Annotated in this window: 19 protein-coding genes; 16 read left to right on the forward strand and 3 right to left on the reverse strand. The window is 27.7% G+C overall.

The window, feature by feature from the left end; genetic code table 11:
* Positions 1 to 34 precede the first annotated feature (34 nt).
* A complete protein-coding gene (locus AVANS14531_RS06430; RefSeq protein WP_336611750.1) occupies positions 35 to 1147 on the forward strand; it encodes an efflux RND transporter periplasmic adaptor subunit in 1113 nt (370 codons plus the stop codon).
* Positions 1122 to 3050, forward strand: coding sequence for an ABC transporter permease (locus AVANS14531_RS06435; protein WP_336611751.1), 1929 nt, complete (start codon positions 1122 to 1124; stop codon positions 3048 to 3050). The genes AVANS14531_RS06430 and AVANS14531_RS06435 overlap by 26 nt, the downstream gene beginning before the upstream one ends.
* Positions 3051 to 3229: 179 nt before the next feature.
* On the opposite strand, the gene AVANS14531_RS06440 is transcribed toward AVANS14531_RS06435, so the two are convergent.
* Positions 3230 to 4411 carry a hypothetical protein gene (locus AVANS14531_RS06440; RefSeq protein ID WP_336611752.1) on the reverse strand — a complete coding sequence of 394 codons (1182 nt, stop codon included), beginning with the start codon at positions 4409 to 4411 and terminating at the stop codon, positions 3230 to 3232.
* A complete protein-coding gene (locus tag AVANS14531_RS06445) occupies positions 4408 to 4974 on the reverse strand; it encodes a hypothetical protein (RefSeq protein ID WP_336611753.1) in 567 nt (188 codons plus the stop codon). The genes AVANS14531_RS06440 and AVANS14531_RS06445 overlap by 4 nt, the downstream gene beginning before the upstream one ends.
* A gap of 87 nt (positions 4975 to 5061) precedes the next feature.
* Between AVANS14531_RS06445 and rpmH the strand changes: the two genes are divergently transcribed.
* The 14 genes from rpmH (at position 5062) to AVANS14531_RS06515 (ending at position 17165) form a co-directional block, all read left to right on the forward strand.
* Complete coding sequence (gene rpmH, locus AVANS14531_RS06450) at positions 5062 to 5199, forward strand: 50S ribosomal protein L34 (protein WP_214116499.1); 138 nt, start codon at positions 5062 to 5064, stop codon at positions 5197 to 5199.
* A 14-nt stretch (positions 5200 to 5213) separates the two neighbouring features.
* Positions 5214 to 5525, forward strand: coding sequence for a ribonuclease P protein component (rnpA, locus tag AVANS14531_RS06455; RefSeq protein ID WP_239818528.1), 312 nt, complete (start codon positions 5214 to 5216; stop codon positions 5523 to 5525).
* 1 nt (position 5526) lies between these two features.
* On the forward strand, positions 5527 to 5859 hold the full coding sequence (yidD, locus tag AVANS14531_RS06460) for a membrane protein insertion efficiency factor YidD (protein ID WP_336611754.1): 333 nt from the start codon (positions 5527 to 5529) through the stop codon (positions 5857 to 5859).
* Between the two features lie 9 nt (positions 5860 to 5868).
* Positions 5869 to 7419, forward strand: a complete 1551-nt coding sequence (gene yidC / locus AVANS14531_RS06465; protein ID WP_336611755.1) for a membrane protein insertase YidC — start codon at positions 5869 to 5871, stop codon at positions 7417 to 7419.
* Positions 7406 to 8035, forward strand: coding sequence for a Jag N-terminal domain-containing protein (locus tag AVANS14531_RS06470; protein WP_336611756.1), 630 nt, complete (start codon positions 7406 to 7408; stop codon positions 8033 to 8035). The genes yidC and AVANS14531_RS06470 overlap by 14 nt, the downstream gene beginning before the upstream one ends.
* On the forward strand, positions 8032 to 9357 hold the full coding sequence (mnmE, locus tag AVANS14531_RS06475) for a tRNA uridine-5-carboxymethylaminomethyl(34) synthesis GTPase MnmE (protein WP_336611757.1): 1326 nt from the start codon (positions 8032 to 8034) through the stop codon (positions 9355 to 9357). The genes AVANS14531_RS06470 and mnmE overlap by 4 nt, the downstream gene beginning before the upstream one ends.
* Positions 9358 to 9578: 221 nt before the next feature.
* The gene (locus tag AVANS14531_RS06480) at positions 9579 to 10067 is read left to right on the forward strand and encodes an RDD family protein (RefSeq protein ID WP_336611758.1); all 489 of its coding nucleotides are present in this window, start codon (positions 9579 to 9581) and stop codon (positions 10065 to 10067) included.
* Positions 10068 to 10080: 13 nt separating this feature from the next.
* Positions 10081 to 12102 carry an LPS-assembly protein LptD gene (locus tag AVANS14531_RS06485; RefSeq protein WP_336611759.1) on the forward strand — a complete coding sequence of 674 codons (2022 nt, stop codon included), beginning with the start codon at positions 10081 to 10083 and terminating at the stop codon, positions 12100 to 12102.
* The gene (locus AVANS14531_RS06490) at positions 12083 to 12769 is read left to right on the forward strand and encodes a sodium:proton antiporter (protein WP_336611760.1); all 687 of its coding nucleotides are present in this window, start codon (positions 12083 to 12085) and stop codon (positions 12767 to 12769) included. The genes AVANS14531_RS06485 and AVANS14531_RS06490 overlap by 20 nt, the downstream gene beginning before the upstream one ends.
* Positions 12753 to 14849: a polyribonucleotide nucleotidyltransferase gene (locus tag AVANS14531_RS06495; RefSeq protein ID WP_336611761.1), complete on the forward strand. Its 2097-nt coding sequence runs from the start codon at positions 12753 to 12755 to the stop codon at positions 14847 to 14849. The genes AVANS14531_RS06490 and AVANS14531_RS06495 overlap by 17 nt, the downstream gene beginning before the upstream one ends.
* Positions 14842 to 15432 (forward strand): LysE family translocator, encoded by a 591-nt coding sequence (locus tag AVANS14531_RS06500; RefSeq protein ID WP_336611762.1) that lies wholly within the window; start codon positions 14842 to 14844, stop codon positions 15430 to 15432. Before AVANS14531_RS06495 ends, AVANS14531_RS06500 begins: the two co-directional genes overlap by 8 nt.
* Positions 15429 to 16088 (forward strand): nitroreductase family protein, encoded by a 660-nt coding sequence (locus tag AVANS14531_RS06505; RefSeq protein ID WP_336611763.1) that lies wholly within the window; start codon positions 15429 to 15431, stop codon positions 16086 to 16088. The genes AVANS14531_RS06500 and AVANS14531_RS06505 overlap by 4 nt, the downstream gene beginning before the upstream one ends.
* Positions 16085 to 16387 carry a thiamine-binding protein gene (locus tag AVANS14531_RS06510; protein ID WP_336611764.1) on the forward strand — a complete coding sequence of 101 codons (303 nt, stop codon included), beginning with the start codon at positions 16085 to 16087 and terminating at the stop codon, positions 16385 to 16387. Before AVANS14531_RS06505 ends, AVANS14531_RS06510 begins: the two co-directional genes overlap by 4 nt.
* Positions 16388 to 16412: 25 nt before the next feature.
* Complete coding sequence (locus AVANS14531_RS06515) at positions 16413 to 17165, forward strand: TSUP family transporter (protein WP_239818195.1); 753 nt, start codon at positions 16413 to 16415, stop codon at positions 17163 to 17165.
* Here AVANS14531_RS06515 and AVANS14531_RS06520 read toward each other — a convergent pair.
* Positions 17151 to 17675 carry a GNAT family N-acetyltransferase gene (locus AVANS14531_RS06520; protein WP_336611765.1) on the reverse strand — a complete coding sequence of 175 codons (525 nt, stop codon included), beginning with the start codon at positions 17673 to 17675 and terminating at the stop codon, positions 17151 to 17153. The genes AVANS14531_RS06515 and AVANS14531_RS06520 overlap by 15 nt on opposite strands.
* Between the last annotated feature and the right edge of the window lie 52 nt (positions 17676 to 17727).

Raw genomic sequence — 17727 nt, forward strand, 5'->3', positions numbered from 1 at the left:
AATTTTAGCAAAAATTGATTAAACAAGGGATAAGATGAAGAAAATACTTATAATTTTGGTAATAATTATTATTGTTATACTTAGTTTTGTGATTGATATAGATAGTGGTGCTAATCAAAATTTTAGAGTTATTAAGCCTAAAATTATGGATCTTTCTATTAAGGTTGAAGCAGTGGGTAAAGCTTATGCGCCATCGTTAGTAAATGTAGCAACTCTTGCAAATGGTGAAATTAAAGATTTTCGTGTAAAGCTAGGAGATAAGCTTAAAAAAGGTGATATTATTGCTATTTTAGATGATGAAAAGGCTAAAAACGACTTAGCAATAGAAAAGAGCAAATTAACTAGCCTAAAAGATGAATTAGTAGCTGCTGAAGTTTATTTAAACGAGCTTTATACAAAGCTTAAAACTCAAGAGAGTTTATATAATAAAGGTGCAAGCTCAAAGGAAAATTATCTAAGTGCAAAGACTAGCTATTACAATGCAAAAGCAAAACTTAGCTCAATAAAAGCTCAAATAACACAAACAAACGCAAATATTTCTACAATGCAAGAAAGCCTTGATGAAACAATAGTAAAAGCTCCTATAGATGGAACGGTAATTAGCGTATATGCAAGTTTAGGACAGACTATTAACTCAAGACAAAGCTCTCCAACATTAATAAAACTTGCAAATCTTGATGAAATAGAAGTAAGAATGCAAGTATCTCAAAATGACTTAAACCTATTAAAAGTAGGGCAAAAAGTAATTTATACTCCATTAAGTGAAGGCTCAAGCACCAAAGAAGCTATTATAAATAGTATTGATAGTGCTGATGTAAGTGTAATTGATAATGTAAGTTCTAGTGGAGCGGTTTATTATTATGCAAGATACTTTGTAAATAACAATCCTGAATTAAAAATCGGAATAGATGTTCAAAATAATATAGAAATAGATGTAGTAAAAAACGCCTTAACCTTGCCTATAAATTATATTAATAAAGACAATAAAGGCTATTATGTAAATATTAAAGATAACAGCGAAATAGGTTATAAACAAGCTTATATTACCTTAGGTAAGAGTGATAATTTTAATATAGAAATCACAAGTGGTTTAAGTGCTGATGATGAAGTGGTGATTACTAATGATAAAGATAAAAAATCTAAATAAATTTTATGGTAAAACGCAAGTTTTAAAAGATATAAATATTAGTATTCAAAAGGGTGAATTTGTAATATTACTTGGTAAAAGTGGTTCGGGCAAAAGCACCTTGCTTAATATGATAGGCTTAATTGATGAGCCAAATAGTGGCGAATATTCGTTCAATAATACTGATTTATATTCATTAAATAGCGAAGAAAAATCAGCCTTTAGAAGAGATAATTTAGGTTTTATTTTTCAAAGATATAACCTTATGCCATTACAAAGTGTCTTAGAAAATGTAATAATGGGAGCATTATATGCTAAGAAAAATAAAGCAGCAGCAATTAATAAAGCTAAGGCTTTATTAGATAAGCTTGAACTTAGCGAACACATTCACAAAAAAGCAGCTCATTTAAGTGGCGGTCAGCAACAGCGTGTAAGTGTTGCAAGAGCTTTAATAAATGATGCGAATTTTATTTTAGCAGATGAGCCAACGGGAGCGCTTGATAGTGCGAATGGATTAAAACTTATGCAAATTCTAAAAGAATTAAACGATAATGGAGTTGGCATAATATTAGTAACACACGATGAGAGTTTATGTAAATACGCAAGCAGAATAATCAAGATGAAAGACGGCGAAATAATAAGCGATGAAAAATGCAAAGATTTTAATAAAGCTATGCTAAATGATAATAATGAAAATCACGCTAAATTAAAGGATAAAATTATTGCTAGTTTTAGCTTTTTTTCTCAAAATGTAAAGCTTGCATTAAACAACCTTATCACAAATAAATTAAGATCATTTCTAACAATGCTAGGGCTAATCATCGCAACCGCTTCAGTAATTTCAACAATATCGCTTGGAAATGGAGCAAAGGCTGATATTTTAGAAGAGATAAAATCACTTGGAACAAATACTATTATTATTCATAAAGGTTCAAGGTTTGGCGATAGAAACGCAGGTAGGATAAAGGATTTAACATATCAAGATTTAGAGCTTGTTAAAAAACTTGATTATGTAAAAGAAGTAGGAGTTGAAAGCTCTTTAAGTGGCGCTTATGTAACTTATCAAAAAACCGAAGTTGATGTTATAGCTACTGGAGTTTTTGCAAATTTCTTGCAAATTAGCGCTAAAGATATGAAAGAAGGTAGATTTTTTACCGAGCAAGAAGAAAAAGATGCAAAAAATGTATGTGTAATTAGTGAGAATTTAGCAAAAACTTTATTTAAACTAGAAAGTCCGCTTGATAAGATAATTTATCTAAAAGGACAGCCTTTAAGAGTAATTGGAGTGCTTAAAAAAGATAAGCAAGAGCGAGATGGCTTTGATGTTAGAGTATATTTGCCAAACAATACAATAAGCACAAAATTTGATGGGAAAAAATACATAAGACAAATAGTGGTGTTGTTAAATGATGATGTAAATAGCGAATTAGCAGATAGTAGTATAAAGCAGATTTTAGAGATTAAAAAAGGTGTTAATTCAATCCTAACCTTTAATCAAGATGCAATTAAAAAAAGCATTGAAAGCACAACAAATACTTTAGGACTTATGATATTTGGAATAGCATTTATTGCAATGATTGTTGGTGGAATTGGTGTTATGAATATAATGCTAGTAGTTGTAAAAGAACGAACCAAAGAAATAGGCGTAAAGCTAGCAATTGGAGCAAGTCCATCGTATATTAGCACGGGATTTTTGATTGAATCGGTTGTGCTTTGTAGTGTGGCTGCTAGTATTGGTGTGATGATTGCTTTAATGCTTGTTTATGGTATTAATTTGCTTGATGCACCGATTAAGATGATAATTGATAGTGAGGCTATTTTGTTAGGCTTTTTGAGTAGCACTTTAGTTGGTTTATTTTTTGGCTATTTTCCTGCTAAACAAGCTAGTAAATTAATCCCTGCAGTTGCTTTATCAGATGATTAAAATCCTATTTCAAATTCCTTTGGTAATTTTTAGAATTTGAAATAGGAATTAGCTTTATTTAAGTTAAGTAATTTTGTTTAGTAAATTGAATAAAGATTTAAATTAAAAGTTTTAGTATTTTTTAAAATCCTATTTCAAATTCCTGTAAATTTTTTTAGAATTTGAAATAGGAATTAGCTTTATTTTTGTTCGCTGAATTTTGATTGTTTTGCGTTCATAATTCTTACATTAAAGTGCAAATCACTTCCTACAAAATCATCTTTAAATAATCTTTCTTTATTGTTTGTATAAAGCTCGTGGTAATAATAATCAAGCCCAACGCTAGTTGAATACGCTATCCAGTTATATGCTATTTTTTGTCCTAATAAGTCGTTTATATATTCTATTTCTTCATCAATTTCTCCGATTGAGTTAGCGAAATAAAACATTGCTTTTTCGTTTTCTTGACTTAGGTTTAAAAACATTGGATGATAGTTAATTTGTGTGCTAAAGTATTTGCTAGGTCTAACTCCTAAAGCTCTAATTTGTGTTGCTAAAAGAGTAGTTTTAACCAAAGGAATGTTGAAAAATACACTAGAATTATTTAGTTTCCAAGCTTCGTTTAAAACCGAATTTACATTAAGATTTTTCTTCTCTAAAGTCTTAAGAGAAACTAAAGTGCTTTGCTCTTGTATATCTTGAGTTATTTTATTTGCAAGTGGACTTTCATCTTTAAATACTGCTATTTTTCCATTTGAAAAATTGATTAATTTTGCAACTTGTTCTTTATAATCAATACTTCCGAAAGTAAAGTTTGAGCCTACCATATTAAAATCACTGCTTTTTGCTAACGGGTTAAATACCGGGATAGTTGTTATGTTTTTGCTTAAAGTATTTATGCCGTTTTTTTGAAAGCCTGTGATAATTAATGAATAATCTTTTAATTCGTTTAAAATAGGCAATAAATTAGCATCACTTTCATCGCCTGTAAAATAAACTTTCATATAAACATTATCGTTTTGCTTGATTAAATACGCTAGAGCAGGCGAAATTATATTACTTGAATAAGATTTCACTACTTTTTCAGGCATTACGATTGCGATTTTAATCATATTTAATTGATGTTTTTTAGGTAAATCAATATATTCTATTCCGTTTAGTAATTTTGCATAAATATTATTTAATTTTTCATCGTTTGAATCAAATCTTGCAATATAACTAATATAAAGACCTTTATATAATAAGTCTTTTAAGCATTCATCAGAGCATTTTTCTTTTTCAAAATTAATGTAAAAAACTTTAGCTGGGTCTATTTTTACTAATTCTTGTTTTGCAGCTATTAAGTTCATACAAATTAATAGAGCAGTGAGTAGTTTTCTCATACTTCTTCCTTCAATTTTTTTAAGTTATTTATAAATTCTATTTCATAGCTTGGATTCTTTTTAATAAAATAAAAGCTGTAATTTATCAAAATTTTTATTTTTTTACCATTAAGTGTATAAAAAATAATATCTCCAATATTGAAATTTTCTAATTGTAGTATATTTTTTAAATTTTCTCCTAATAAAATTATAATACTAGCTTCACTTTCTATAATTTCGTTTAGTGAATACTGATAGCATTTAGCTAAATTATCCTTTTTATAGTTGTTAGAGCATTTTACTATACTTGAAAAATAAATGTTTTTTATATTTAAATTTAGATTTGATTTTAGTATTAAATCAAGTTCTTTTGCAAAATCTTCGCCTAAGTTGTAATCACTTAGGATAAAAATTTTTGCTTTTTTTGTCTGGTTTTTATAAAAATTTTCTTTTAACTTATATAAATTACATAATTTACAATCATTAATATTATTTATCTTAAAACTTTTATCAATATATAAATCATCGTTATAAAAGGAAAATCCGAATAATTTTAAGTAATTTAAATATGTTTTTTTATCCATAAAATCAATTTTATATAAAAATACTTAAAATTAATTAAGTTATTTGTGATAGAATATGCGTTTAATTTTTTTATTTAAGGAAGAAAAATGCCAAAAAGAACTTATCAACCACACAATACACCTCGTAAGAGAACTCATGGATTTCGTGTAAGAATGAAGACTAAAAATGGTCGCAAAGTAATCAACGCAAGACGCGCTAAAGGTAGAAGAAGATTAGCAATCTAAAAGACTTTTCTAGCATTAATGATTCTAAAGATTTTGCTAGACTTTATAAAAACGGCTCAAAGTGGTTTGCAAAAAACTGCGTGATTTATTATGAGCCTAGTGAGGTTAAAAAACTTGCAGTAATCGCAAGTAAAAAAGTAGGATGTGCAGTTGTAAGAAATAGAACTAAAAGATTATTAAGAGCTCTATTTTTACAACATTATCCTAATTTAAACAGCGGTTATTACATATTTGTAGCAAAAAAAGGTTTTAGTGATTTAAGTTATTTTGAATTAGAAAAGAATATTAAGTGGAGTCTTAAAAGGTTAGGGTGCTTAAGGGAATGAAATGCATAGATATTTAGCTGTTAAGTTAGTTGAATTTTATAGATACTTTTTAAGTCCTTTAAAGCCTAAATCTTGTAGATATTATCCTACTTGCTCTCAATACGCAATTATTCAACTTCAATATAATAATTTTTTTAAAGCTATTTTATTAACATTTCTAAGATTATTAAGGTGTAATCAGTTATTTGTAGGTGGGTTTGATTATCCTACTATAAAGCTTAAAAATAAACCTATAATGATTTTTACAAATCAAAATAAGATACAAAAACTTAAAACTATTTTTGTTCCAAAAGATAAACAATTTTATTATATAGTAAAAGTAATATTCAAATAAAGGACAATTATGTTTGATAATATGACACAACAAAAAAGGCTTATAATAGCGATAGTGTTATCTATGCTATTTTTCATAGGTTATGATTTTTTAATCCCAAAACCAACCCAAACACAAAAACCAGTTCAAAGCGAAGAAATTAGTGTAGCTAACCCTATATCTAATGCTAAGCCATTACAAAGTATGGAAGTAGCAAAAAATGAAAAAATTATAGCTGAAATTATAGGTAAGCACTTTGATGCAAAAATCAATGAAAATGGTGAGATTAGCAATTTTATCTTAAAAGATGAAAGATTTTTAAGCGACAAAAATGAAGCGATTGATTTAATTGATAAGAATGCTAGTTTGTATCCTTTAGCGATTGCGTTTTATGATAGCGAGTTTAATAAAGAGTTTAACAAAATTCCTTTTAGTGCAAATAAAAGCAAATTAAGCGAAGAAGAAGAGCTTGTATTAACCAAAGATGTTAATGGTGTTGTAGTTAGCAAAACTATTAAATTTAAAGAAGATGGTTTTTATCAAGTAAATATTTCTTTTAGTGATAATAAATTAAGAGATTATGTAATAACTCCAGGCGAGCGTCCAAATGTTTTAGCAGATACTTTGACAGTTCATGGGGCTATGATTTATAAAAATGACGATACAAAAACAGACTATGAAGATGGCGATATAAAAGTAAATGATGAAAGAACAGAAAATGATGCTGTTATAGCGGCTTTTTCAGATAGATATTACACAAGTACATTTTATAATTTTGAAAAGCCTTTTAAAGTTGTGTTAAAAAATCATAAAGATTTATCAGTAGGTTATATTGTAGCTAGTGGCAACGAAACTTTTAATGCTTATATAGGGCCAAAAGAGCATAAAATACTTGAGTCAGTAAATGAAAAACTTACAAATGTAGTTGAATATGGTTGGTTTACATTTATTGCTAAGCCTATGTTTGCTTTTTTAAGTTTTATACATTCACATGTAGGTAACTGGGGTTGGTCTATTGTAATTCTTACAATTGTTGTTAGAATTTGTCTTACATATCCGACTTATAAAAGTATGGTTTCAATGCAAAAATTAAAAGTTCTAGCGCCAAAAATTAAAGAAATTCAAGAAAAATACAAAGGCAATCCACAAAAAATGCAAATGCATATGATGGAGCTTTATAAAAAGCATAAAGCAAATCCTTTAGGAGGATGTTTGCCTATCCTAATTCAAATTCCTATATTTTTTGCAATATATAGAGTATTATTAAATGCTATTGAGCTAAAGGCTGCTCCTTGGGCTTTATGGATTAATGACTTAGCTATTCATGATCCATACTATATCTTGCCTATTTATATGGGTGCAACTATGTTCTTACAACAAGTTATAACTCCTATGACTATACAAGATCCAACACAAGCTAAGATTATGAAATTTTTACCATTAATATTTGTAATATTCTTCATTAATTTTCCTGCAGGACTTACATTATATTGGTGCGTAAATAATACATTCTCGTTAGTTCAACAATGGTTTGTAAATAGAATTTTTTCACAAAAAGAAGGAAAGAATGCAAATAATTGATAAAACTTTAGAAGGTGCAATAGATAGAGCAATTAAAGAAACTAATTGCTCTATTAGAGAATTAGAATATGAAATCATTCAGTTGCCAAAGGCTGGTTTTTTAGGATTTTTTAAAAAAGATGCGATTATTGAAGTAAAAGTAAAGAAAAAAATAGAAGCAAGTGTTTTAGAAAATATCAAAAATGATTTAGAAAATATGTTTTGCAATGATTATTTTGATATAAAAGAAATCAAAGTTACTCCAGCTAATGAAAATAGCGTAAATGTTGAATTTATTACTAATTCTTATGAAAGCATAATAGGAAAAGATGCTCATAAATATAAAGCTTTAGATACAATAATCAATCATTTAATTAGTATCAAATATACACTTCATGCAAGAGTTGAGATTTGTGGAGTTTTAGCAAAATTAAGAGAGAATTTAGAAAAGCATTTAATTGAAGTAAAAACTAAAATAAATGAAATCGGAAAAGCACAAACAAGACCACTTGAGACTAGCTTATTAAATCTTGTTTATGAAGAACTATTAAAAGAATTTTCTCATAAAAATATAGTGATAAAAGATAGCTCACAAGGAAGATATATAGCAATTTATGGAGAATTTAAAAAACAATGAATAGCACTATCGTTGCACTTGCTAGTGCTAGTGGAAATGGTGCTATTAGTATTATTAGGCTTAGTGGAGAACAAGCATTACAAATAGCTTCAGGTTTATTAAGCGATAAAAATAGTGATAAACTAAAAAACAATCCTCGTTACGCACATTTTTTTAAATTATTTTATGAAAATGAATTTATAGATGAAGGGATTGTTATATATTTTAAAGCTCCTTTTTCTTTTACTGGAGAAGATTGTGTTGAGTTTCAAATACATGGCGGTTTTACAAATGCACAAAATATATTAATGATTTTAAATAAATTAGGTGCAAGGTTTGCAAGAGCAGGTGAGTTTAGTAAAAGAGCTTGTATGAATAATAAAATGAGTTTAGAAAAAGCTCTTTTAATAAATGAATTAATAGCAGCAAAAAGTGAAAACGCTAGAAAAATTATTTCAAAAAATATTGATGGAGCATTTAAAGAGCTTATTATGAATACTCAAGATGAGCTTATAAAAACATTAGCTTATCTTGAAACTGCCATTGATTATGCTGATGATGATTTGCCATTAGATATTTTAGATAATGCTAAGGCTAAGTTATTAAAAAATGCTAAAGAATTAGAAAATATCGCTGTAAGAAGTGAGAAAAAGCGTGGTTTAATAGAAGGCTTTAATTTAGCAATAATAGGTAAGCCAAATGTAGGTAAAAGCTCATTATTAAATGCATTACTATCATTTAATAGAGCAATTGTAAGTGATATTGCTGGAACTACTAGAGACAGCATTGAAGAATATTTAAATTATCACGGACATTTTATTAAGCTTGTAGATACTGCAGGTATTAGAAAAAGTGATGATTTTATTGAAGAGCTTGGTATTAAAAGAAGTTATGAAGCTATAAATAAGGCTGATATTGTTTTATTTTTAGTTGATGGCTCAAAAGAATGTGATGATGATGAACTAGCTTTATTAGAATATATTAAAAATAGTGATAAAAAATATTTTATAGTTCAAAATAAAAGCGATTTAGAACAAAAAAATTCATTAAACGCTATTAAAATCTCAGCTTTAAATAATGATATTGAAGAGTTAGAAATTAATCTAAAAAATTATTTAAATTCTCAATTAGATAATGAATTAGTCTTAACAAATACTGACTTAATTAGTGCTTTTTATAAGGCAAGTGAGAATATTTATTTTGCTATTGATAATTTTAGCGAGCTTGAGATTTGTGCTTATTATTTAAATGAAAGTTTAAATCAATTAGCAATCTTTGGAAAGAAAACTGGCAGTGATGAATTGTTTGATGCTATGTTTTCAGAGTTTTGCTTAGGAAAGTAAAAGTTTATTAAGATTTTTGTGTAAAATTACAGCACCCTAGACAACGCGGGTTTAATATATTCGGTCTAACAGATTTTTTTATGTGATTAAGTTTAAGCAACCGTGTCTGTGATGCAAGAAATTGTGAATTGCAGCCTTTAATGCTTTTCTTCCACTATTTTTTAGGTTCATAAGACCTTGAAATTTAACGCTTGTTTGGGGATATTTCTTAGGGTTTTTAAATGGATATAGAAATTTTAGAAAAGCTTGAAAAAGAAGATAAAAAATTAGCTAGTTTAAATTCAAGAGTTTTAGCACATTTTATTGATACTATTATTTGCAGTCTTCTTATATATTTTTTAATAGTATTCTTTTTTAACGATAATGATATTGAAAAAATTAGATTCGCTATGCAAAATCAAGATATAGAACAAATTAATATTTTCTTATTAAAGATTATGAAGATGTATATTGTGATTAAGTTTTTTTATCTTTCATTGTTTTTTTATATGTATGGTGCGACTTTAGGAAATCTTATTACAAAAACAAAAATTGTAAATTATGAGCATTTAGATTCTCCTAATTTGTTTGAATCTTTAAATAGGGCTTTAGTTTTTATGATTTGCGAAATTTTTCTTAATGGAGTATTGTTTTTATTAGTATTTACTAATAAAACTAGAAGACATTTAGCAGATTTAGCAAGTAAATCGGTGGTAATAAAAGTTGATTAAAAAAATATCTTTTTTGATATTTACTTCGTTTATCTTAAACGCTGAGTTGGTTGAAATCCAATCAAATGAATTAATTAAAAAAAACAATTTTATCTTTTCAGATGATGATTTAATAATGTTTAAAAAGAACTATTTTGCTAGAGCAAATAGTGGTGTTTATAATCCTGATACTAAAGAATTAGAATTATTTGGAGATGTTTTTTTAATAAATAATAATCAAACTTCACTATCAAGCTATGCTAAGATAAATTTAAGCAATTCTTGTGCTAATTTTGATGATTTTTTTATAAGCAATTCTTTTATAGAAGTATGGATGAAGAGTAAAAATAGTGAATATTTAGACAATCAATTCATTGTAAAAAATGCAAGAATTAGTTCTTGTAATGTAGAAAATCCAGAATGGAGTATAGATTTTAAAGAAGGCAGATACGATGTAAAAACTAAAGATTTAGTTTTAAAAGGAATGATTTTAAGATTTAAAAATGTTCCTATTTTTTATATGCCTTATTTTGCAATAAATACTGATGATAGTAGAAAAACTGGCTTTTTAGTTCCAAAGTTTTCTATTAGAAGTAAAGAATCAATCAATTACGAACAGCCGTTTTTTTGGGCTATAAATCATAGAATGGACTTAGAGCTTAGACCACAAATTAGAACAAATAGGGGTTATGGAATATATTCAAATTTTCGCTTTGTAGATAGCCCTTTTTCAAAAGGTAATTTTGGAGCTGGTTATTTTAAAGAATTTAGCACCTATGCACAAAAAGAAGATTTGAAATTTAACGAACATTTTGGCTTTAATGTTCATTATGAAAGAGATAAGATTTTTAACGAAAACGAAAATAATCAAGAAGGATTATATTTAGATTTTTTAAGATTAAGCGATATTGATTACCTTAATTTATCAAGCTTTCAGGATAATCATGATGATGCTATTATTACTTCAAAATTAAATTATTTTTATACAAATAATAAAGATTATTATGGAGCTTATATTAAGTATTATCAAGATACTTCAAGTATTAATCAAGACTATACTTTACAAGAAATACCAAATCTTCATTATCATAGATTTTATGATTCGCTTTTTAATAATTATATTAATTACAAGGCTGATTTTACTTATAGTAATTTTTATAGAAGAAAAGGAAGCACATTAGATAGATTTCATTTTTATGTTCCTATTGAGTTTAATAAGGGCTTATTTGATGATTATATAAACTTAGTTTTGAGCGAAGAATTTGAATTAGGAATTAACCTTTATAAAAATTACGAAAAAAACAACGATTATAATTTTAATTCAACTCATACAGCATCAATTTATACAAATTTATTTAAAAAATATGATAATTATTTGCATAATATAAATTTTGGTTTTGGTGCTAGTCTTAGAACAGGCTCTAAAGAAATAGAAAATGAGTTTTTTATCCCTAATACTTACGATGATTTAACTTTTAATATTGAATTATCTCAAATACTTTTTGACAATGAAAACAAAAAACTAAAACATAGCTTAAGTTTAAGAACAGAAGATGCTAAGTTTAATATACTAAATAATCAAATCAAGTATTATTTTAATAATAATTTTTATTTAAATAATACAACAGAATATTCATTCAAAAATTCTAGTTTTGATAGATTTTTCTTAGAAGGTGTTTATGTAAGTAATCCATTTAAGATAAGCTCAGGTTTTTATTACAATAAAATTAATGAAATTTTAGTTAATAATAGGCCTTATGATAGATTTTTAACAAGTAAATTTCAATATGAATTTATAACAAACAATACCATTTATTCTCAAGCTTGGTTTAATCTAAATAATAAAAAATTTGAAAATTACAGCATAGGTTTTACTCATAAAAAACGCTGCATTAATTACTCTTTAGAATTTAAAGAAAGCACAAGCGCAAAATTAACCCAAAACGGAGTAAAGTCAGTAAGAGATAGGGGAGTGTATTTGAAATTTAATCTTTATCCTATCGGTGGGGTTAAATATAATTTTTCTTTAAAAGGAGATGAAAGTTATGATTTTTGATAATCCTTTGCAAGCAGCTAATAAATTTAGTGAAAAATTATTAAAGCACAAGGAATTAGAAGGCCACATAATTATAGGTAATAGTATTAAGAATATTCCTTTTATAGAAACTATTGCAAATGAACTTAATTTATATTATGATATGCTTTTTAACAAAGGCATATATGCTCCAAATAATGAATGTCAAATAGCAAAAATTAGTGAAACAAGAGATATAGTTTATATTCAAGAATTAATTGAAGCATTTTCAATAAGTCAAGATTATATTTTATCAATGAGCACTCTGCTTTATGATGAAGCGATTATGGCAAAAATTGCGAAATTTAGAAAATCCTTACCGCTTAGCAATCTTGCAGGAAAGGATATTTTATTACTAGATCAAGGCTCAAACAGCGGACTTACTATTAATGTTTGTCATAAAAGCTTATTAGGTCTTGGGGTAAGAAGTATAAAATACGCAAGCGCTTTAATAGCGTCTAGTTCTTATGAATATTATGTGGATTTATTTGATAAAGTATATTATTTGGAAAAAATTGAGCATTTTATAGATAAGGATTATTACTATAAGCAATCGCTTGATATTTCAAGTGAATATGCGTGTGAAATTTTAGAGATGAGCAATTATTATTTGCCGTATCAAAAGGAGATTAATGAAAAAAATAATTAAAATAAATGATAAAGAATTAGTATTTGATTTAGATTTAGTTGCAAAACAAGCAAACGCAAGCGTATTAATGACCTGTGGAAAAACTGTTATGCTTGCTAGCGTTGCTAGAGAAGATGATGTTGTTAGCGAAGATTTTTTACCTTTAACAGTTAGCTATGTTGAAAAAACTTATGCAGCAGGCAAAATACCAGGTGGCTTTGTAAAAAGAGAAACAAAACCAAGTGATTACGAAACCCTAACTTCAAGAATAATTGATAGAACCCTAAGACCACTTTTTCCAAAAGGATATTTGCACCCAACTCATATTGTAGTAATGCTACTTTCAGCTGAAGCAAATGTAGATATTCAACCACTTGCACTTTATGCAGCTAGTGCGGCTTTATTTTTAAGCGATATTGAAATATCTTATCCTGCAGTTGGTGTAAGGGTTGCAAAAGATGAAAATGGCTTTGTTCTAAATCCTGATTCAAATTCTTTAGAGCTTTCAAGCCTTGATTTATTTGTAAGTGGGCTAAGAGATGAATTATTAATGATAGAGATGAAAGCAAACGAAACTAATAATTCAATGAATGAGATGAGCGAAGCTGAGTTATTAGAAGCACTTGAATTTGCAAAAAGCAATATTTTAAGCATTAGCAATGATTTTTATAACACATTTAAAGAGTATAAAAAAACTTTTGTATTTAATTATAAAGCAGATAGTGAAAATTTAGCTGTATATGAATATTTAGAGCAAAATTACTTAGATGAAGTAAAAAACGCTATTAATAAAATGGCAAAGAGTGAGCGTGCAAGCGAGCTTAAAGCAATCGCTTTAAAAGTAGCTCAAGATGAAGCATTTATTAATAATGAGTGGAGCGAGGCTGAGCTTGATTATGAATTAAATCGCCTTAAAAAACATATAGTAAGAAAGCAGATTTTAACTGAGAAAAGAAGAGCTGATGGAAGAGCTTTAGATGAGGTTCGTCCTATTAGTATTTTAACAAATATATTACCAAATGCTCATGGTTCTTGTCTATTTACAAGAGGTCAAACTCAAGCTTTAGTGGTTTGTACTTTAGGTAGTGATAACGACGCACAAGCAATTGAAATGCTAACTAACAAAAGCACTACTTATGATAAGTTTATGTTTAATTACAATTTCCCAGGATTTTGCGTAGGCGAAGCAAGTGCTTTAAAAGCACCTTCAAGAAGAGAATTAGGTCATGGTAACTTAGCAAAGAGAGCCTTAAGCTCATCAGTTAGCAAAGATTACGCTCATACAATTAGATTAGTTTCAGAAATCTTAGAAAGTAACGGAAGTAGCTCAATGGCAAGTGTTTGCGGTGGCTCACTTGCACTAAGAGCTGCAGCAGTTCCTAGTAAAAAACTTGTAGCTGGAGTTGCAATGGGTCTTATTATTGAAGGTGATGAATATGCAGTATTAACCGATATTATGGGACTTGAAGATCATGATGGGGATATGGATTTTAAAGTAGCTGGAAGTGCTGATGGAATTACAGCAATGCAAATGGATATTAAGCTTGGTGGAGTAAGTACAAAGATTTTAACCGAAGCACTTGAAGCTGCTAGAAAAGGAAGATTACATATCCTAAATCTAATGGAGGAAGCTAATAAAAATATTGTAATTAATGAAGATGTATTGCCAAAACTTGAGATTTTTAGTGTAAGTGCAAACGATATTCCAGAAATCATCGGTCAAGGTGGAAAAACTATAAAAGAAATCATTGAAAAATACGGCGTTAGCATAGATTTAGATAGAGATAAAAACGAAGTAAAAATCAGTGGTCAAGAAGTAAAAGCTGCTAAAGAATATATATTAAACGAAGTTTTAAAGCCTAAATCAAAGGGCAAAAAGCAAGCTGCTAAAATAGAATTTGAAATAGGAACTAAGCTTAATGGAATTGTTAAAAAAATAGCTAATTTTGGTGTATTTGTAACATTACAAGATGGTGTTGATGGACTTTTACATTCTAACAAAATCAAAGGCAAGAGCTTTAATGAAGGCGATACATTAGAAGTAATCGTAAGCGAAATTAAAGACGGCAAAGTAGGACTTAGTTTAGCTAGCGATGAATGAATTATTTGATGGGATATTATTAGGGCTTGGGGTTTGCGTTCCTTTTGGCCCTGTTAATATTCTCATTTTAAGTTATGCTTTAAAAACTTTTAAAAACGCATTTTCTTTAGGCTTAGGTGCATTTGTAGCTGATTTGCTTTATCTTTTTGTTCTTAGTTTTGGTGTTTTAGAATTTATTAAAAACGATTTATTTTTAGATATTTTAAGTGTATTTGGAAGCTTATTTTTAATTTATCTAGCTTATTTAATGCTAAAACCTGTAAAAAATATAGATATAAAAAACAATTTAGAAAAAACTAATGTTTTTCTTAATTTTATTAAAGGATTTTTTATAAACCTTGCAAATCCTTATGTAATAACATTTTGGTTAAGTGTAGCTAGCTTACTAAGCACTAAACAAAATCCTTTTTATTTATTTATAGGACTTAGTTTTAGCATATTTATTTGGATTTTTTCTCTTTCGTTTTTTGTTTATAAATATACTGACTTTTTTAGCGTTAAGGTATTAAGAATTATAAATATATTATCGGCTTTAATTTTAGTATATTTTGCAGTTACGCTTGTTTTAGGGAGGTTCTTATGATTTTTAAAGAGTGTTTAGAAAAAAGATTTTCTTGTAGAGATTTTATTGATTATGAATTAAGCGAAGATGAGCTTATAAAAATAGTTGAATTAGCAAAATTAAGCCCAAGTGCAACGAATATGCAGCCTGCAAAATTAAGCTTTTTTAGTGGCAATGCACTTATAAAACTTAGTGATGATTTGTTTTTTGCGCTTAATAATGGTTTAAAAAGTCAAGATGTGAAATTATATCCTAATACTTGGTTTGAACCTTATAAAAGCAGAAGATTTGAAACTGGACTTAGGCTTTATGAAGCACTAGGTATTAAGCGTGATGACAAACAAAAACGCTTAGAGCAATGGCATAAAAATTATAAATTTTTTAATGCAAAAAATCTTGCAATTTTACATATTGATAAAGGTTTAAGTGAAGGTTCTTTGCTTGATGCTGGTATATTTTTGGCTAATTTTTTAAATGCAGCGACTTCTTTAGGCTATGATACTTGCGTTTTAGGTAGTGTTGCAGAGTATTGCGACACTATTAGAGCAAATGGAGTAGATGGGATTATAATTTGTGCTATTGCAATAGGTAAAAAAAGCGATGATGTGGTAAATAATTTTAGAACCACAAGAGCAAAAAATGAAGAAATAATTAAATTTATAAAGGAGATAAAATGAGTGTAACAATGGATTTTTGTATTTTTTCAATGAGCGATGATAGTAAAAGCGAAGAAATCGCACCTATAATTGAGTATTTACGCAAGAAAAACATAAAGCACAAATTAGGTGCTATGGGAACTAGCGTTGAGACTGATGATTTAAAAAGTGCTTTAAAAATACTAAATAAAGCAAATAAATTAATTGATAAAAATAGGGTTTATTTAGTGGCAAAGTTTGATATTCATAAAAGCAGAAACGATAATTTAAAATATAAAGTAAAATCAGTAAAAAAACGCCTAAAAGCCAAAGAAGATTAATGGAATTTGAATTAGGAATTTGAACTTGGAATTTAGTGTTTTAGAATATTTTATAGGCTTTTTAGCTTCGTTTGTTGGTGGTTTTATTGATGCTATTGTAGGTGGTGGTGGGCTTGTTACTTTGCCTGTTATTTTGGGTTTAGGAGTTCCGCCTAGTTTAGCAATAGCAACTAGCAAACTTCAAGCTAGTATGGCAGCACTTTCGGCTGTTTTTAGCCTAAGAAAAGAAATAAAGTTCAAAGAATTAAAGCTTGGAATTTTAATAACTGCAATTTTTTCTATCATAGGTAGTTATACTTTGCTTTTAATTTCAAATGAAAAAATAATGCCTTTAATTCTAGCTATACTTATTTTAGTTTTTTTATATACTATTTTTAAGCCAAATTTAGGTGCAATTAATAAAAAGGCTGTTTTAACTACTACAAGCTTTTTAATTATTTTTGGGATAGTTTTAGGATTTTATGATGGTTTTATAGGCCCTGGAACGGGTTCGTTTTGGATACTTGCATTTACAACCTTACTTGGATTTAATTTAAAACAAGCTTCAATTAATACAAAAGTATTAAATACCACTAGCAATGTTTGTTCTTTGCTTTTCTTTTTGTGTTTTTATGAAATCTTGATTAAATTAGGGCTTATCATGGGAATAGGTGGAATAATAGGAGCTTATTTGGGTGGTAAATGCCTTTTAAAAATTAATGTTAATTTGGTTAGAAAGGCATTTATATTCATTGTTTTTTGTACGATTTGTAAGCTTATTTATTCAAATTTCTTTTAACATTTTAAAATAAGTTTTAAAATCTTCGCATTCTTTAATTATAAAAAAGCCATATTTTTCATAGACTTTAGGAGTTTTAGTAATTAAAGAAATCACTTTATAGTTTTTGTTTTTAGCAATATTTTCTAAGTAATTTATAAATTCTTTAAGTATTCCACGACCCCTATATTCAGGCAAAACTGCAATGCTATCAAGATAAAATTCATTTGTATCACATTCTTTAATAATTTCATAATTTGAATTATTTTGTTTTAAAAACTCTTTTAAAGCATCATCATTGTATTCCTTATCGCCATAAGCACAGCAAATTGCTATTATTTTATTATCTTTTTCATAGACAAATAGATTTTCTAAGCAAAATCTAGTGTTTTCTTTGCCAAAAAACTCATAAAATTTTTCAATTTTTTTATGATAGTTTCGCTCATTAAAAAAGTTTTCGCTAAATTCGGACATAGCAAGGTCTAAAATCTCACAAGCTTTATAATCATTCATTCTAGCAGGTCTAATCATTAGTTATCCTTGTTTTTGTAAAATCAAGGCTTTATTTTAATATTAAGAGGTA

This window comes from Campylobacter sp. Cr9 (assembly GCF_020138295.1).
Taxonomy (GTDB): Bacteria; Campylobacterota; Campylobacteria; order Campylobacterales; family Campylobacteraceae; genus Campylobacter_E.

Excerpts from the sequence above, each read along its gene's own strand:
- AVANS14531_RS06445 (WP_336611753.1), bottom strand. The coding sequence starts at position 4,974 with ATGGATAAAAAAACATATTTAAATTACTTAAAATTATTCGGATTTTCC.
- AVANS14531_RS06430 (WP_336611750.1), top strand. The coding sequence starts at position 35 with ATGAAGAAAATACTTATAATTTTGGTAATAATTATTATTGTTATACTT.
- AVANS14531_RS06510 (WP_336611764.1), top strand. The coding sequence starts at position 16,085 with ATGAGTGTAACAATGGATTTTTGTATTTTTTCAATGAGCGATGATAGT.
- AVANS14531_RS06440 (WP_336611752.1), bottom strand. The coding sequence starts at position 4,411 with ATGAGAAAACTACTCACTGCTCTATTAATTTGTATGAACTTAATAGCT.
- AVANS14531_RS06470 (WP_336611756.1), top strand. The coding sequence starts at position 7,406 with ATGCAAATAATTGATAAAACTTTAGAAGGTGCAATAGATAGAGCAATT.
- AVANS14531_RS06495 (WP_336611761.1), top strand. The coding sequence starts at position 12,753 with ATGAAAAAAATAATTAAAATAAATGATAAAGAATTAGTATTTGATTTA.
- yidD (WP_336611754.1), top strand. The coding sequence starts at position 5,527 with ATGCATAGATATTTAGCTGTTAAGTTAGTTGAATTTTATAGATACTTT.
- AVANS14531_RS06520 (WP_336611765.1), bottom strand. The coding sequence starts at position 17,675 with ATGATTAGACCTGCTAGAATGAATGATTATAAAGCTTGTGAGATTTTA.
- AVANS14531_RS06435 (WP_336611751.1), top strand. The coding sequence starts at position 1,122 with ATGATAAAGATAAAAAATCTAAATAAATTTTATGGTAAAACGCAAGTT.
- mnmE (WP_336611757.1), top strand. The coding sequence starts at position 8,032 with ATGAATAGCACTATCGTTGCACTTGCTAGTGCTAGTGGAAATGGTGCT.
- AVANS14531_RS06500 (WP_336611762.1), top strand. The coding sequence starts at position 14,842 with ATGAATGAATTATTTGATGGGATATTATTAGGGCTTGGGGTTTGCGTT.
- AVANS14531_RS06505 (WP_336611763.1), top strand. The coding sequence starts at position 15,429 with ATGATTTTTAAAGAGTGTTTAGAAAAAAGATTTTCTTGTAGAGATTTT.
- AVANS14531_RS06480 (WP_336611758.1), top strand. The coding sequence starts at position 9,579 with ATGGATATAGAAATTTTAGAAAAGCTTGAAAAAGAAGATAAAAAATTA.
- yidC (WP_336611755.1), top strand. The coding sequence starts at position 5,869 with ATGTTTGATAATATGACACAACAAAAAAGGCTTATAATAGCGATAGTG.
- rpmH (WP_214116499.1), top strand. The coding sequence starts at position 5,062 with ATGCCAAAAAGAACTTATCAACCACACAATACACCTCGTAAGAGAACT.
- AVANS14531_RS06490 (WP_336611760.1), top strand. The coding sequence starts at position 12,083 with ATGAAAGTTATGATTTTTGATAATCCTTTGCAAGCAGCTAATAAATTT.